The 16143-nt window shown below is 57.7% G+C and carries 15 protein-coding genes; 6 read left to right on the top strand and 9 right to left on the bottom strand.

Going from position 1 to position 16143, the window contains the following annotated elements; translation table 11 throughout:
• Nucleotides 1–4 precede the first annotated feature (4 nt).
• On the top strand, nt 5–1387 hold the full coding sequence (gene radA, locus P2R09_RS17890; RefSeq protein ID WP_003854897.1) for a DNA repair protein RadA: 1383 nt from the start codon (nt 5–7) through the stop codon (nt 1385–1387).
• A 75-nt stretch (nt 1388–1462) separates the two neighbouring features.
• Nucleotides 1463–2704, top strand: a complete 1242-nt coding sequence (gene nadR / locus P2R09_RS17885) for a multifunctional transcriptional regulator/nicotinamide-nucleotide adenylyltransferase/ribosylnicotinamide kinase NadR (RefSeq protein ID WP_275771705.1) — start codon at nt 1463–1465, stop codon at nt 2702–2704.
• Nucleotides 2705–2749: 45 nt separating this feature from the next.
• On the opposite strand, the gene P2R09_RS17880 is transcribed toward nadR, so the two are convergent.
• Entirely contained in the window at nt 2750–3751 is a 1002-nt protein-coding gene (locus tag P2R09_RS17880; protein WP_003854895.1) for a zinc-binding alcohol dehydrogenase family protein, read from the bottom strand.
• Between the two features lie 186 nt (nt 3752–3937).
• Here P2R09_RS17880 and P2R09_RS17875 point away from each other — a divergent pair, with 186 nt between their 5' ends.
• Nucleotides 3938–4834, top strand: a complete 897-nt coding sequence (locus tag P2R09_RS17875; RefSeq protein WP_275771702.1) for a LysR family transcriptional regulator — start codon at nt 3938–3940, stop codon at nt 4832–4834.
• Here P2R09_RS17875 and P2R09_RS17870 read toward each other — a convergent pair.
• From P2R09_RS17870 to deoR, 4 genes are all read right to left on the bottom strand, one after another.
• A complete protein-coding gene (locus P2R09_RS17870; RefSeq protein WP_275771700.1) occupies nt 4815–5417 on the bottom strand; it encodes a putative adenosine monophosphate-protein transferase Fic in 603 nt (200 codons plus the stop codon). The two genes, P2R09_RS17875 and P2R09_RS17870, sit on opposite strands and share 20 nt — an antisense overlap.
• Nucleotides 5418–5429: 12 nt before the next feature.
• A complete protein-coding gene (locus P2R09_RS17865; RefSeq protein ID WP_139364718.1) occupies nt 5430–5594 on the bottom strand; it encodes a YhfG family protein in 165 nt (54 codons plus the stop codon).
• Nucleotides 5595–5657: 63 nt separating this feature from the next.
• Nucleotides 5658–7325, bottom strand: coding sequence for an energy-dependent translational throttle protein EttA (ettA, locus tag P2R09_RS17860; protein ID WP_008925533.1), 1668 nt, complete (start codon nt 7323–7325; stop codon nt 5658–5660).
• 180 nt (nt 7326–7505) lie between these two features.
• Nucleotides 7506–8270 carry a DNA-binding transcriptional repressor DeoR gene (deoR, locus tag P2R09_RS17855; protein ID WP_033743124.1) on the bottom strand — a complete coding sequence of 255 codons (765 nt, stop codon included), beginning with the start codon at nt 8268–8270 and terminating at the stop codon, nt 7506–7508.
• Nucleotides 8271–8649: 379 nt separating this feature from the next.
• On the opposite strand from deoR, the gene rbsK reads away from it, so the two are divergent.
• The 3 genes from rbsK to P2R09_RS17840 are packed head-to-tail and all read left to right on the top strand — an operon-like array spanning nt 8650 to nt 11912.
• Nucleotides 8650–9567: a ribokinase gene (gene rbsK, locus P2R09_RS17850; RefSeq protein WP_275771697.1), complete on the top strand. Its 918-nt coding sequence runs from the start codon at nt 8650–8652 to the stop codon at nt 9565–9567.
• A gap of 9 nt (nt 9568–9576) precedes the next feature.
• Entirely contained in the window at nt 9577–10902 is a 1326-nt protein-coding gene (gene fucP, locus P2R09_RS17845; protein ID WP_275771695.1) for an L-fucose:H+ symporter permease, read from the top strand.
• The gene (locus P2R09_RS17840; protein WP_275771693.1) at nt 10899–11912 is read left to right on the top strand and encodes an aldose 1-epimerase family protein; all 1014 of its coding nucleotides are present in this window, start codon (nt 10899–10901) and stop codon (nt 11910–11912) included. The genes fucP and P2R09_RS17840 overlap by 4 nt, the downstream gene beginning before the upstream one ends.
• A gap of 7 nt (nt 11913–11919) precedes the next feature.
• Here the strand turns inward: P2R09_RS17840 and urtE are convergent, their stop codons facing one another.
• From urtE to urtB, 4 genes are read right to left on the bottom strand one after another with little or no spacing between them, the layout of a single operon-like run.
• Nucleotides 11920–12618, bottom strand: coding sequence for an urea ABC transporter ATP-binding subunit UrtE (gene urtE, locus P2R09_RS17835; protein ID WP_003854882.1), 699 nt, complete (start codon nt 12616–12618; stop codon nt 11920–11922).
• Nucleotide 12619: 1 nt separating this feature from the next.
• Nucleotides 12620–13411 carry an urea ABC transporter ATP-binding protein UrtD gene (gene urtD, locus P2R09_RS17830; protein WP_275771690.1) on the bottom strand — a complete coding sequence of 264 codons (792 nt, stop codon included), beginning with the start codon at nt 13409–13411 and terminating at the stop codon, nt 12620–12622.
• Nucleotides 13408–14481, bottom strand: coding sequence for an urea ABC transporter permease subunit UrtC (gene urtC, locus P2R09_RS17825; RefSeq protein WP_003854879.1), 1074 nt, complete (start codon nt 14479–14481; stop codon nt 13408–13410). Before urtC ends, urtD begins: the two co-directional genes overlap by 4 nt.
• Entirely contained in the window at nt 14481–16046 is a 1566-nt protein-coding gene (gene urtB, locus P2R09_RS17820; RefSeq protein WP_275771688.1) for an urea ABC transporter permease subunit UrtB, read from the bottom strand. The genes urtC and urtB overlap by 1 nt, the downstream gene beginning before the upstream one ends.
• Nucleotides 16047–16143 lie beyond the last annotated feature (97 nt).

The following is a 16143-nucleotide window of genomic DNA, read 5'->3' as shown; positions in this document are numbered from 1 at the left end:
TGATTTGGCCAAAGCGGCAAAACGCGCATTTGTCTGTAACGAATGTGGCGCAGATTACCCACGCTGGCAGGGGCAATGCAGCGCCTGTCACGCCTGGAACACCATCACCGAGGTGCGCATCGCTGCCTCACCTGCCGCTGCGCGTAACGAGCGCCTGAGTGGCTATGCCGGCAGCGCCGGGACCAGCCGGGTGCAGAAGCTCTCTGAAATCAGCCTGGAGGCGTTACCGCGCTTCTCGACCAGCTTCAAAGAGTTTGACCGGGTGCTGGGCGGCGGGGTGGTGCCGGGCAGCGCCATTCTGATTGGCGGCAGTCCTGGTGCGGGGAAATCCACGCTGCTGCTGCAGGTGATGTGCCGGTTGTCTGAGGGGATGAAAACCCTGTACGTCACCGGTGAAGAGTCACTGCAACAGGTTGCGATGCGCGCCCATCGTCTGGGATTACCCACCGAAAATGTCAATATGCTGTCGGAAACCAGCATTGAGCAGATCTGCCTGATCGCCGAACAGGAGCAGCCGCAACTGATGGTGATCGACTCGATCCAGGTGATGCACATGGCGGAGATCCAGTCATCACCCGGCAGCGTCGCGCAGGTGCGCGAAACCGCCGCCTATCTGACGCGTTTCGCTAAAACGCGCGGCGTCGCGATCATCATGGTCGGTCACGTGACTAAAGATGGCTCGCTGGCCGGGCCGAAAGTGCTGGAGCACTGTATCGACTGTTCAGTGCTGCTGGATGGCGATGCCGACTCCCGTTTCCGCACCCTTCGCAGCCATAAAAACCGCTTCGGCGCGGTCAATGAGCTGGGGGTGTTTGCCATGACAGAGCAGGGCATGCGGGAAGTCAGCAACCCGTCCGCTATCTTCCTGTCTCGGGGCGAAGAGGTTACCTCTGGCAGCTCGGTGATGGTGCTGTGGGAAGGCACGCGTCCACTGCTGGTGGAGATTCAGGCGCTGGTCGATCACTCCATGATGGGCAACCCACGCCGCGTGGCGGTGGGTCTGGAGCAGAACCGCCTGGCGATACTGCTGGCCGTTTTACATCGTCATGGCGGATTGCAGATGGCGGATCAGGATGTGTTCGTCAACGTGGTTGGTGGTGTTAAAGTCACCGAAACCAGTGCGGACCTGGCGCTGATGCTGTCGATGGTATCGAGCCTGCGCGATCGTCCGTTGCCGCAGGATCTGGTGATCTTCGGCGAAGTGGGACTGGCCGGTGAGATCCGTCCGGTGCCCAGCGGTCAGGAGCGCATCTCTGAAGCGGCGAAGCATGGCTTCAAACGCGCCATTGTACCGGCAGGGAATGCACCGAAAAAACCGATTGCCGGGATGCAGGTTTTCAGCGCGAAGAAGCTGGCCGATGCGCTGGCGATTCTGGACGATCTGTAATGCGCCTGCGGCCTGCCAGCCTGCGTCGCGGGCAGGCCGCTCCCACCTTAACCGCATTGATGCAGGAGGCACGACATGTCGTCGTTTGATTATCTGAAAACGGCTATTCGCCAGCAGGGCCATACGCTGCAACAGGTCGCTGATGCCAGCGGCATGACCAAAGGCTATCTGAGCCAGTTGCTCAATGCCAAAATCAAAAGCCCCAGCGCGCAAAAACTGGAGGCGCTGCACCGCTTCCTGGGCCTGGAGTTTCCGCGCCGCGATAAAACGGTGGGCGTGGTATTTGGTAAGTTTTATCCGCTGCACACCGGCCATATCTATCTGATTCAGCGCGCCTGCAGTCAGGTGGATGAGCTGCATATCATTATGGGTTATGACGAGCCGCGTGACCGTGAACTGTTTGAGAACAGCGCGATGTCACAGCAGCCTACGGTCAGCGATCGCCTGCGCTGGCTGCTGCAGACCTTTAAGTATCAGAAAAATATCCGCATTCACGCCTTTGATGAGGAGGGGATTGAACCCTATCCGCATGGCTGGGATGTCTGGAGCAAGGGCGTCAGCGCGTTTCTGAGCGAGCACGGCATTGCACCGGATTGCATCTATACCAGTGAAGCGCCTGATGCGGAGATGTATCAGCAGCACCTGGGCATTCAGACCGTGCTGGTCGACCCCAACCGATCCTTTATGAGCATCAGTGGCGCGCAGATTCGTCAGGATCCATTCCGCTTCTGGGATTACATTCCTACTGAAGTGAAACCGTTCTTTGTGCGCACCGTGGCGATTCTCGGCGGCGAGTCGAGCGGTAAATCGACGCTGGTGAATAAGCTCGCCAACATCTTTAACACCACCAGCGCCTGGGAATATGGCCGCGACTATGTCTTCTCCCATCTGGGCGGTGACGAAATAGCGCTGCAGTATTCCGATTACGACAAGATCGCGCTGGGTCAGGCGCAGTACATCGATTTCGCCGTTAAATACGCCAATAAAGTGGCGTTTATCGACACCGATTTTGTGACCACGCAGGCATTCTGTCTGAAGTATGAAGGGCGCGAACATCCCTTTGTGCAGGCACTGATCGATGAATACCGTTTTGATCTGGTGATTCTGTTAGAGAACAACGTGCCCTGGGTCGCAGACGGATTGCGCAGCCTGGGCAGTTCCGTGGATCGGCGGGAGTTTCAGTCGATGCTGGTGACGATGCTGCGTGAAAACAACATCGAATTCCTGCACGTGCAGGAAGATGATTATGACGCGCGGTTCCTGCGCTGCATTGAGCTGGTCAAAGCGATGCTGGGCGAGAAAAACGCCCAGCCGTAACGCCAGCTGTGACCCGGTCTGCCGCACGGCAGCCGGGTCAGCGCATTAATAGACCATGACCACTTTGCCGCGCATGTGGCCTTCCAGCACGCGCTGATGGGCGGCAGTTAACGTCTCAACGCTTAAGCCGTGCAGCGTTTCGCTCAGCGTGGTTTGCAGTTTACCTTCATCCAGCAATGCCGATACCGCATCCAGAATCTCGCCCTGACGCGCCATATCCGGGGTATTAAACATGCTGCGGGTGTACATCAGCTCGAAGTGCAGTGCCGCACTCTTCAGCTTCAGTTGATCCATCGACAGCGGATGTTCGTTTTCCACGATGGTGCAGATATGACCCTGTGGTGCGATCAGCTTCGCCATTGTCTCCCAGTGACCGTCGGTATCGTTCAGGCAGAAAATATAATCAACCTGCTTAATGCCCTGTTTCTCCAGCTCACCGATCATATCTTTGTAATTGATCACCACATCGGCTCCGCGATCGCGGCACCACTGGGCGGAATCTTCACGTGAAGCGGTTGCAATGATCTTCACTTTGCTGCGCAGCTTCGCCAGGGGGATCGCCAGTGATCCAACACCACCTGCGCCGCCAACGATCAGCAGAGTCTGATCTTCCGATGCCGTCTCCAGGTTCAGTCGTTCAAACAAACCTTCCCATGCGGTCAGGGCCGTCAGCGGGATCGCGGCAGACTGTGCCCAGTCCAGACTCTCTGGCTTATGACCTGTGATGCGTGAGTCCACCAGCTGCTCAGTGCTGTTGCTGCCCGGGCGGGTCAGGTCGCCGGCGTAGAAGACTTCATCGCCAGGCTTAAAGTTGCTGACTGAGCTGCCCACTTCCAGCACAACGCCGCTGGCATCCCAGCCCAGGATACGTGGCTGCTGTAAGCCGTTTTTCTTCGCCCCTTTATGCACCTTGGTATCAACCGGGTTGACCGACGCGGCTTTGACCTCGACACGCAGGTCATACTCGCCTGGTGTGGGGGTTTCAGGGAAAATTTCAGTAAAGTGTTCCGGATTTTCCGGGTTAATTGCGATAGCGCGAATAGACATAACGTTTTCCTGTGTAGTTAAGCAAAGAGTCTGGCTCTTTTCTCTGACAGCCTGGCCGGGAGTCGGTGTACATATTCTCTATGGCAAGACCGGCTGTAATGATGAAGACAGGCCTTAAGTGTAGAACCTGATTTTAACGGTGATAAGATGGACAATCTTTCATAGAGTGTTCGTCTGAGGTGAACAATGGCATTTCGTCAGTGGCAGGATATGGCGCTGTTTGCGCTGGTGGCGGAGTGCGGCAGCTTTACCGGCGCAGCAGAACGTGCAGGGCTGCCTAAATCCAGTGTCAGTCAGCGCATCAGCCAGCTGGAGCAGCGGCTGGGGATTCGTTTGCTGAATCGTACCACCCGCCAGCTCAATCTGACTTTTGCCGGTGAGCGCTATCTGCTGCATTGTCAGGAGATGATGCAGGCCAGTGAACGTGCCGATCAGGCTATCGCCAGCCTGCGTGAAAACCCCAGCGGGCGTCTGCGCATCACCAGTCCGGCGGGCATTGGTGCCACACTGCTGGCGCGCTGTAACGCGGCATTCTTGCGTCTCTATCCTGATGTGACGCTGGATGTCTCGATTTCCGATGAGATGCGTGATCTGGTACAGGAGGGCTTTGATGTGGCGCTGCGCACCGGTCAGCCGCAGGAGTCCTCGCTGATTGGCCGTCGGATAGGCAACTGCCCACGACTGCTGGTGGCTTCACAGCACTATCTTAATCAGCACCCGCCGCTGCTTCACCCGCAGCAGCTGTCGGCTCACCGCTGTATCGCGCATCGCGCATGGAATGAATGGGTATTGCAGCGCGATGGCGCGTTCTACCGCTGGCTGCTGCCGCCTGGCCATCTCACCGACAATTTACTCTATGCGCGCGAATCGGCGCTGGGTGATGCAGGCATTACGCTGCTGCCGCATTTTCTGACCGATGGGGCGATGGCGGATCCCCGGCTGGTGCCGGTGCTGCCGGAATGGGGAGTCGAGGGAAATGAGCTGTGGCTGGTCTATCCGGGCCGTAAACTGAATTCGCCTGCGCTGGCACGCTTTATAGAGTTTGCGCTGCAGTCTCCGGTATTCAGGGAGTTTTATCGCTAAACGGAACAATGTGGCGCAGAAACAGGGACGCCATTTTTTCCGGACCAGTCTGGTAACCCGCGATATTTGCTGCTAACCAGTCGCTGGGGCTCAAACCTTCCCAGTTCACCTGATAACCCGCATGAAGAATAATATGTTCGAACAGAATGCGTAGTGACCGACCGTTTCCTTCCCGGAAGGGATGCAGAATATTAAACTCGCAATAATACCAGGCAACCTGATGACAAAATTCCTCATGGTCAGGTTGTTCCAGCCATTTCTCTTTCGCCAGTTTCTCAAATAATCTCTCCGCTTCACGCTCAATAAAAGCGGGCTGGCAAAAACGGGTCTCTCCTTTGCTAATTGAGATATCGCGAATCTGTCCTGCCCAGCTATAAAGCTCGCCATACAGACAGTAATGAATGTGACAGAGTGACTGAAGGGTAAAAGGGGGATGAGAGAGATTAATGGTGTGAATGGTCAGCGCAGTAACATCACGCTCAGCCTGATCGAGCAGCGTTTGATCGCGGATGTCATAACGATTAATCAATACATCTGAGTCGGGATAGCAGTAGTGATCTCGCCAGACAAGATAACGATTCACGATCGGCTCCGGTTACGGCTTATAGCGGCGTCGAACCTGTTCCAGGGTCGAGCATTCAGAAGCTGATGAAATACGGATTCCCTCCAGCAGTGAGCTTGCAGCAAAATTAGCAACTTTCGTCGCTTCATAAATTGCTTCCGCTTTTTTAGCCACTGCCCGATCGGTTTTTTTCTTCATTGCGTTGAGACCTCAAAACGTAATAGGTGAAGTGAGAGGAGGCCTGAGCCTCCTCTGTCACCTTTACTTCGTCATACGCTTGTACTTGATGCGTTTCGGCTCCAGTGCGTCGGCGCCGAGGGTACGCTTCTTGTACTCTTCATATTCGGTAAAGTTACCTTCGAAGAATTCGATGTTGCCCTCATCCTGGTAATCCAGAATGTGCGTCGCGATACGGTCCAGGAACCAGCGGTCATGCGAGATGACCATGGCACAGCCCGGGAACTCCAGCAGGGCGTTTTCCAGCGCGCGCAGGGTTTCGATATCCAGGTCGTTGGTTGGTTCATCGAGCAGCAACATGTTGCCGCCAACCTGCAGCAGTTTCGCGAGGTGCAGACGACCACGCTCACCACCCGACAGTTCGCCAACGCGTTTGCCCTGATCGACGCCTTTAAAGTTAAAGCGGCCAACATAGGCGCGGCTTGGCATCTCGGTGTTACCGATACGCATGATGTCCTGACCGCCGGAAACTTCTTCCCACACGGTTTTGGAGTTATCCATGCTGTCGCGGAACTGATCGACGGACGCCAGTTTCACCGTCTCGCCCAGCACAATGCTGCCGGAATCAGGCTGTTCCTGACCGGACATCATGCGGAACAGCGTCGATTTACCCGCGCCGTTAGGACCGATAATCCCGACAATCGCCCCTTTTGGCACGGAGAACGAAAGATCGTCAATCAGCACACGGTCGCCATAGGACTTACGCAGATTGCTGACTTCCAGCACTTTGTCACCCAGACGGGCACCTGGCGGAATAAACAGTTCGTTGGTTTCGTTACGCTTCTGGTAATCCGTGTTGTTCAGCTCTTCAAAGCGTGCCAGACGGGCTTTGCCTTTAGACTGCTGGCCTTTTGGCCCTTTGCGCACCCACTCCAGCTCTTTCTCAATCGACTTACGACGCGCGGCTTCAGAAGAAGCTTCCTGCGCCAGACGCGCATCTTTCTGCTCCAGCCAGGAGGAGTAGTTGCCTTCCCAAGGAATACCTTCACCGCGGTCAAGTTCCAGAATCCAGCCTGCCACGTTATCCAGGAAGTAACGGTCATGCGTAATCGCGACGACAGTGCCTTCGAAGTCATGCAGGAAGCGCTCCAGCCAGGCGACAGATTCGGCGTCCAGGTGGTTCGTCGGTTCGTCCAGCAGCAGCATGTCTGGTTTTTCCAGCAGCAGGCGGCAGAGGGCGACGCGGCGACGTTCACCACCGGAAAGGGTGGCGATTTTCGCGTCCCAGTCTGGCAGGCGCAGCGCATCGGCAGCACGTTCCAGTTGGGTATTCAGGTTGTGACCATCGTGCGCCTGGATGATCTCTTCAAGACGGCCCTGCTCAGCGGCCAGCTTGTCGAAGTCTGCATCCTCTTCGGCATAGAGCGCATAAACTTCGTCGAGACGTTTCAGTGCGCCAACCACTTCTGACAGCGCTTCTTCAACCGACTCGCGCACGGTGTGTTCAAGGTTAAGCTGCGGCTCCTGCGGCAGGTAGCCAATCTTGATGCCTGGCTGCGGACGCGCTTCCCCTTCGATATCTTTATCGATGCCGGCCATGATGCGCAGCAGGGTAGATTTACCCGCGCCGTTCAGGCCGAGTACGCCGATTTTTGCGCCGGGGAAGAAGCTGAGCGAGATGTTTTTCAGGATATGTCGCTTCGGCGGAACCACTTTGCCGACGCGATGCATGCTATAGACGAATTGAGCCACGTTGGATTGAGCCTCTGGGTCTGTTGGTCGTTGGAATGATGTCGAAGTTTAGCCTTTTTCACCGTTTAATCCCAGCCGGGGGGCGGCGAATAATGCCCTGAGGGCGGTGATGCCGGACAACGTATGAAATAACTGTCTGATTTCCGCGCGTAATCGCTGAAATGACGGCAGAGGCCGGCCTCAGGGCAGGCGAAGCGGTATCGCCTGCTGCGCCAGCCAGTTCTGTAACGCCTGATCGGGTGCGCTGTCACTCACCAGCAGGTCAAAACGCTGCAGCCCGGCAATGCGGGCAGGCAGCACCTTGCCATATTTACTGCTGTCAGCCACCAGTACCGACGTTCGGGCACGCAGCATGGCGTGATGTTTCATCATCAGTTCATTAGTGTTGTAGCAGGTCGCCCCCTGATCTTTATCGATGCCCGCCGCAGAGATCAAAGCCAGTGTCGGACAAAGATCGTCCAGGATGGTGTGCACACCAATCGGTGTAAACAGGGCGTTGTCAGCATGAAATTCACCGCCGCTGAGAATAACGTTACAGCCTGGTTTCTCTTTCAGCGTCAGAAAGGTGTTCATAGCACAGCAGATGGCAGTGAACGACAGCGTGTCGGGAATCGCATCAACGATATAGGGCAGGGTAGTGCCGCAATCGAAAAAGACCGTATCGTTTTCGTTAATCAGGCTGGCCGCCGCCTGCGCCAGTCGCTGCTTTCTGGCCGCATTCTGCCCATGCTGATCGCTGACAAAATAGTGGCCGGTATGACTTTTTGGGTCGCTGACGATGTAGCCACCCAGTAACACCACGCTGGAGCCCGGCTCGGTTAAATCGCGGCGAACCGTCATCTCTGAGACACCCAGCAGCTGGGCCGCGTCTTTGAGATGCAGTTTGTCGGTGCGTTTAAGCGCCTGGGTCAGCTTGTGAATGCGTTCGTCGCGCCGGGTTTCCATGGTCATCTCTGTTTACCTATCCTGCAATGCGGAGGAAGGACGCCGGAACCGACGTCAATACGCGACAAACCTCACAGATTTTAATGAGTTGCGTCTCATCCGCCAGGCTGGCAACCAATCTTACCCGCATTCTGAAAGTGCCGCAAACCTCCGCTGCGCGGTGACTACTGCTCATTGCCGCAGGCGTTCACATCGCTCAGCCGGCGGGCTCTATGATGTTATCTTGTTATAATAATAACACTTAAAATCCTGTCCCCTGTCGCATATTGTCGATTTTGCGCATTCATGTTGTGGTTTTTGTCACATATTTAACTTTTAAGAAAGGTTATTGTGACTTTAATAACATTTGAAGTTTGCAAGATATCCAGGAGAAATGATCATGACAATTGCGGTCATCGGCTCAAACATGGTCGATTTGATTACCTATACCAACAGCCTGCCGAAAGCGGGCGAAACCCTTGAAGCGCCTGACTTTGCCATTGGCTGCGGCGGTAAAGGCGCTAACCAGGCGGTTGCGGCGGCGAAAATGGGCGGCAGCGTGATGATGGTCAGCAAAGTTGGCGACGATCTCTTTGCGCCCAACACCGTCGCGAACCTGCAGCAGCAGGGCGTGGACACGCGCTTTGTCACCACTGCACCGGGCACCTCCAGCGGTGTGGCACCGATTTTTGTCGATGACCAGTCGCAGAACCGCATTCTGATTATCAAAGGCGCCAACCAGCAGCTGAAACCGGCTGATATCGACGACGCGGCAGAGGCGCTGAAAGCCTGTGAGCTGATCATCCTGCAGCTGGAGATCCCGCTGGAGACGGTCTATTACGCCATCGATTTTGCCCGCCAGCATCAGATCAACGTGATCCTGAATCCGGCACCGGCCGTCGCCACGCTCGATATTCACTACGCCTGCAAATGCGACTTCTTTATGCCGAACGAAACCGAACTGGAGATCCTCACCGGGCTGCCCGTCAGCACCGATGACGAGGTGATCCTGGCGGGGCAGTCGCTGCTGAAGCGCGGCCTTAAAAATCTGATTATTACTCTGGGCAGCCGGGGATCGGTCTGGATGAGCGGCGACAAGGTGCATCGCGTGGCCGCGACGCCGGTTCAGGCGGTCGATACCAGCGGCGCAGGTGATGCCTTTATCGGCTGCTTTGCCTATCTGCTGGTGAAAACCGGCGATGTGGCCGCCGCCATGACACAGGCGTCGGCCTATGCCGCCTGCAGCGTCACCGGGCGCGGCACGCAGCGCGCTTATCCCGACGCAGAGACTTTCCAGCGTTTTCTCAACCGTAACTGAGGTTCTGCTATGCAACAGAAAATTGTTCAGCAATCTGATGGCTATCTGAATAAAACGCCGCTGTTCCAGTTCATTCTGCTGTCGTGCCTCTTCCCGCTCTGGGGCTGTGCAGCGAGTCTCAACGATATCCTGATTACCCAGTTTAAAAGTGTGTTTGCCCTGAGCGACTTCGCCAGTGCGCTGGTGCAGAGCGCCTTTTATGGCGGCTACTTTCTGATTGCGATCCCCGCCTCGCTGGTGATCCGCAAAACCAGTTACAAGATGGCGATTATGATCGGTCTGGCGCTCTACATTGCCGGCTGTATCGCCTTTTATCCCGCTTCGCACATGGCGACCTACACCATGTTCCTCGCGGCGATCTTTGCGATTGCCATTGGTCTGAGTTTCCTGGAAACCGCGGCCAACACCTACAGCTCGATGATTGGTCATCGTGATCATGCGACGCTGCGCCTCAACGTCAGCCAGACCTTCTATCCGATCGGTGCGCTGATGGGGATTGTGCTGGGTAAATATCTGGTGTTCCAGGATGGCGACAGTCTGGAAAGTCAGATGGCAAACATGACGGCAGAGCAGGCGCATGCTTTCCGCCTGACGATGCTGGAGCACACGCTGGAGCCTTACAAATATCTGGTGATGGTGCTGGTGGTCGTGATGCTGCTGTTTATGTTCACCCGCTATCCGCGCTGCAAACCAGAGAGTAATGAGAAATCCCGGCCGTCACTGGGCGAGACCTTCCGCTATCTGGCGGCTAACCGTCACTTTAAACGCGGCATTGTGACCCAGTTCCTGTATGTCGGCATGCAGGTGGCGGTCTGGTCATTTACCATTCGTCTGGCGCTGACGCTGGGGGCAGCCAATGAACGTCACGCCTCTAACTTTATGATCTACAGCTTCGTCTGCTTCTTTATCGGCAAGTTCGTGGCGAACTTCCTGATGACCCGCTTCCGTGCCGAGAAAGTGCTGATCGCCTATTCGGTACTGGGCGTGCTGACGCTGGCTTATGTGATGCTGGTGCCGAACTTTACCGCCGTCTACGCCGCCGTTTTTGTCAGCGTGCTGTTTGGGCCATGCTGGGCAACGATCTACGCCGGCACGCTGGCGACGGTCGATAATAAATACACTGAAGTGGCGGGCGCGTTTATCGTGATGGCGATTGTTGGCGCAGCTTTTGTCCCGGCGCTGCAGGGCCTGGTGTCTGACACGCTGGGTTCAATGCAGCTGGCGTTTGGTGTCTCGCTGCTCTGCTTCGCCTGGGTCGGATTCTACTTCTACGGCGAACTGCGCCATAAAAAACAGCCGGTTGCGGCCGGTCGTCTGGTGGAGGAGTTACCATGAGAACCCGTTTACCCTTAGCGCGTGACCAGTTTCACACCACGCCCTCGCTGCTGCTGGAAAGCGATGACTTCCGGGTTGAGTTGTTTCGCTATCCGGCAGGAATCGAGGCGGTGCGCATTCATAACCGGCGCGGCAGCGTGACCGTGCTGCCGTTTCTCGGGCAGATGATCTGGGACGTGCAGTTTGACGATCATAACCTGACCATGGGCCACAGCTTTAAGCAGCCGCTGCCCGCGAATTCGATCATAGATACCTATGGCTGTTTTGCCTTTCATTCGGGGCTGCTGGCTAACGGCTGTCCCGCGCCAGAGGACGATCATCCGCTGCACGGGGAAATGGCCTGCGCCCGCATGGATAGCGCCTGGCTGGTAATGGACGATCAGACACTGTCGCTGGAAGGGGAGTGTGAATATGTTAAAGGCTTCGGCCATCATTATCTTGCGGCTCCTGCCGTTCGCATTCAGGCCGACAGGCCCCGTCTGACGATAGAGATGACGGTGACCAATCTGGCGGGTGCACCGATGCCGTTGCAGTACATGTGTCACCTCAACAGCGCGTGGATCGATCAGGGGCGCTTCCGGCAGTCGATCCCCGAAGGGGCATTCCAGCTGCGTCGCTCGATCCCGGCGCACCTGCGACCAACGCCCGGCTGGCGGGATTACACGGATCAACTGGCGCGCGATCCGCAGGCGTTACAGCAGCTCGATCAGCCGCAGCTCTGCGATCCGGAGATCGTCTTCTTTGCGGACGATCTGCCGCAGTATGGCGATGAGGTGCAGTTTGAGTTGCATTCGCCGCAGGGCTACGCGCTGATGACGCGCTTCTCTACCGCGCAGTTCCCGCACGCGACCCGCTGGCTGCTGCACAACCATGACCAGCAGGTGGCGGCTTATATTCTGCCCGCCACCTCTCGGCCAGAGGGTTTTCTTGCCGCGCAGCAGGCCGGCACGCTGATCACCCTGGCGAGCGGCGAGCAGCGCCACTTCTCTGTGGAGACCGGGCTGCTCTGAGCCGGGTTTAAATCGCCACCAGGCCGCGCACACCCTCTGCTTCCATGGTGTCGCCGCGGCCACGCTGCACAATTTCACCGCGCGACATCACCAGATAGCTGTCTGCCAGCTCCGCTGCGAAGTCATAAAACTGCTCCACCAGCAGGATAGCCATATCTCCCCGTTGCGCCAGCTGGCGGATTACCGCACCGATCTCTTTGATCACCGAAGGCTGGATCCCTTCGGTCGGCTCATCAAGGATCAGCAGCTGTGGCCGACAGGCCAGCGCCCGACCGATCGCCAGCTGCTGCTGCTGGCCGCCCGAGAGATCGCCACCCCGGCGTGACTTCATCGCCAGCAGCACCGGAAAGAGCTGATAGATCTCCTCCGGCACTTCACGCGCCTGCGCCGCCGGAAAGCGCGACAGGCCCATCAGCAGGTTCTCTTCGACCGTCAGACGCGGAAAGATTTCCCGTCCCTGCGGCACATAGGCGATGCCCGCCTGCACCCGCTGGTGCGGCTTGCGGCCATTCATCCGCTGCTGCTGCCACTGAATCTCGCCTGACTTCGCCGGGATCAGCCCCATCAGGCACTTCAGCAGCGTGGTTTTTCCCACGCCATTGCGCCCGAGCAGACAGGTGATTTCGCCAATTTTCACCTCAAACGACAGGCCGCGCAGAATATGACTGCCGCCATAATATTGATTCAGTTCAGTAACCTGTAACATTTTAGCGCCCCAGATAAACGTCGATAACCTGCTCACTGGCCTGAACCTCGCGCAGCGAACCCTCGGCCAGCACCTGCCCCTGATGCAGCACCGTGACATGGTCGGCGATGGTCTCGACAAAGCCCATGTCATGCTCCACCACCATCAGGGAGTGTTTGCCCGCCAGGCTGCGGAACAACTCGGCGGTGTAGGCCGTCTCTGCGTCAGTCATGCCTGCCGCCGGTTCATCCAGCAGCAGCAGATGCGGCTCCTGAACCAGCAGCATGCCAATTTCCAGAAATTGCTTCTGGCCGTGCGATAGCAGGCCCGCACGGCGCTGGCGTTCTCCACCCAGCCGCAGCAGTTTCAGCACCTCATCAATTCTGTCGCGCTGTTCGCTGCTGAGACGAGCGCGCAGGCTGGCCCAGACCGATTTATTGGCTTTAAGCGCGATCTCAAGATTCTCAAACACGGTTAATGCCTCAAACACCGTAGGCTTCTGGAACTTACGGCCAATGCCTGCGCGGGCGATCTCTACCGGTGAAAGACGAGTCAGATCGCTGTCCTGGTCGTAGATCACCCGGCCGGCGTCGGGGCGGGTTTTGCCGGTGATCACATCCATCAGCGTAGTTTTACCTGCGCCGTTGGGGCCGATCACGCAGCGCAATTCTCCGACGCCGATCTGCAGCGAAAGATCGGTCAGCGCCCGGAAGCCGTCAAACGAGACGCTGATCTTCTCCAGTTGCAGGACGGGATCGCGCTGCGCCCGATAGCGATCCGCGAGCTGAGGCTGGGTAAACAGGGCATCACTCATTTTTTCCTCCGGCGCAGCAGGCCAATCACGCCGTGCGGCAGAAACAGTGTCACCAGGATGAACATCAGTCCCAGAAAAAACAGCCAGTATTCAGGGAAGGCGACGGTGAAGAAGCTGCGTGCGCCGTTAACAATTGCTGCGCCCAGCAGCGGGCCAATCAGCGTGCCGCGTCCACCCAGCGCGACCCAGATCGCGGCTTCTATTGAGTTGGCTGGTGACATCTCTCCCGGATTGATAATGCCGACCTGCGGCACATAGAGCGCCCCGGCAAGACCGCACAGCACGGCGGAGAGCGTCCAGACTAACAGCTTGAAGCCGCGCGGATCGTAACCACAAAACATCAGACGGTTTTCGGCATCCCGCACCGCAGTCAGTACCCGGCCAAACTTGCTGCGCGCCAGGGCGAAGCCAATCACCAGGCTCAGCAACAGCAGCAGTACCGTGGCGATAAACAGCCCTATGCGGGTTCCGGTCGCCGTTACCGAAAAGCCGAGCAGGGTAGTAAAGCCGGTGAAGCCGTTGTTGCCGCCAAATCCGGTTTCATTACGGAAAAACAGCAGCATACCGGCGTAGGTCAGCGCCTGGGTCATGATGGAGAAGTAGACGCCTTTGATCTTTGAGCGAAAGGCGAAGAAGCCAAACAGCAGCGCCAGCAGGCCCGGCACCAGCATGCTCAGGCAGAGCGCCCAGGCGAAGTATTCGGTGCCGGTCCAGAACCAGGGCAGCTCTCGCCAGGAGAGAAAGGACATAAAGGCGGGCAAGCCTTCGCCTGCGGCCTGGCGCATCAGGTACATGCCCATGGCATAACCGCCGAGGGCAAAGAACAGGCCGTGGCCCAGCGACAGCAGTCCGGCGTAACCCCACACCAGATCCAGCGCCACGGCGACCACCGCATAGCAGAGGATTTTGCCGACCAGCGTCAGGGTATAAGTGGAGATCGCCAGCGGATGGGCGGCGGGCAGCAGCGCCAGAAACGGCATCACCAGTAACGCCAGAGTGATCGCCACGCCGATGCTGATCGTCAGGCGCGGCGCGGTGCGCGCCACGCGAAGTGTGATGGGTTGCGTCATCAGTCAGTCACCCTTCCTTTAACCGCAAACAGTCCCTGCGGACGTTTCTGAATAAACAGCACGATAATCACCAGAATCAGGATCTTACCCAGCACCGCGCCAATCTGCGGCTCCAGCACTTTGTTCAGAATGCCCAGGCTGAACGCGGCAACCACGGTGCCTGCCAACTGGCCGACGCCACCCAGCACCACCACCAGGAACGAGTCAATGATATAGCCCTGACCCAGCTCCGGTCCGACGTTACCAAGCTGCGACAGCGCCACGCCTCCCAACCCGGCAATGCCCGAACCGAGGCCAAACGCCAGCATATCGACGCGACCCGTTGGCACGCCGCAGCACTCCGCCATGGCGCGGTTCTGGGTCACGGCGCGCACGTTCATGCCAAGGCGGGTTCGGTTCAGCAGCAGCCAGGTGAGCGCCAGCACAAATACCACAAACAGGATCACCGCGATGCGGTTCCACGGCAGCACCAGGTTGGGCAGCAGTTGCAAGCCACCTGAGAGCCACGACGGATTCGCCACTTCCAGGTTTTGCGCCCCGAACAGCACGCGTACCAGCTGGATCAGCATCAGGCTGATTCCCCAGGTGGCGAGCAACGTCTCCAGCGGGCGGCCATAGAGATGGCGGATGATGGTGCGTTCCAGCGCCATGCCGATGGCGGCGGTGACCATAAAGGCGACCGGCAACGCCAGCAGTGGATACCAGGCTAAATAGTCCGGTGCAAACTGCTGAAACAGGCTCTGAACCCACCAGGTGGCGTACGCACCGAGCATCAGCATTTCACCGTGCGCCATGTTGATCACCCCCAGTAGCCCGTAGGTGATCGCCAGGCCCAGCGCGGCCAGCAGCAGGATGGAGCCCAGCGACAGGCCGCTAAAAGCCTGCCCGAGCAGATCGCCCCACATTAACCGTTTCTGAATCTGTTGCAGGCTCTCGGCCGCTGCCGCCCGTACCATGACATCTGGCTCATTCGCGGGCTGGGTCAGGCGTTGCAGGCTGGCCTGCGTATTGGGATCGCTGGACTCACCCAGCAGTTTCACTGCCCGCAGGCGCACCATCGGTTCGCTATCTGCCAGTTGCAGATTCGCCAGCGCCAGCGCTAATGCAGCATGTACCCGGCTGTCCTGTTCAGCGGCCAGCCGCTGTTCCAGCAGCGGCAACTGGTCGGCGGCACCCTCATTTTGCAGCTGCTGCGCCGCGTGCAGACGCAGGGCCGCATCACTGCTCACCAGCTGGTGCGCAGCCAGCGCGTTGTTTACCAGCACGCGCAGGCGATTGTTCATAAATAGCTTTTTCAGGTTACCCGTGGGCTGTGTCACCGCATCCAGCGGCTGCAGCGTCGATCCCTGCTGGCTGAATGGCTGTTTGTTCTGGTCGATGACCACAGTTTCTGCTTTTAACGCTTCCAGCAGCGGCAGACGCTGACTGTCCGGCGCGGCAGCCCATTGTTGCAGCAGCGTGGCCTGCTGGCTGCGGCTGGCGGCGGTAAAGTCTGCCGCCGGTCCGGCGCTGGCAAACAGCGGCAGCAACAGAAGCAGGCTGAAAAAACAGCGACATAGATTCATAAAAGGAGCCTCGTTTAGGGAGGTCAGCACGGCAGTCGAATGACCACTGCCGTGCTGCCGCTTCACAGCGGGTGACGCTTTCTTATCAGCAACGAAA

It is taken from the genome of Pantoea sp. Cr_R13, from assembly GCF_029222565.1.
Taxonomy (GTDB): Bacteria; Pseudomonadota; Gammaproteobacteria; order Enterobacterales; family Enterobacteriaceae; genus Pantoea; species Pantoea eucalypti.
Note: the sequence above shows the minus strand (reverse complement) of the source record. Positions and strands in the feature narration are given on the sequence as shown.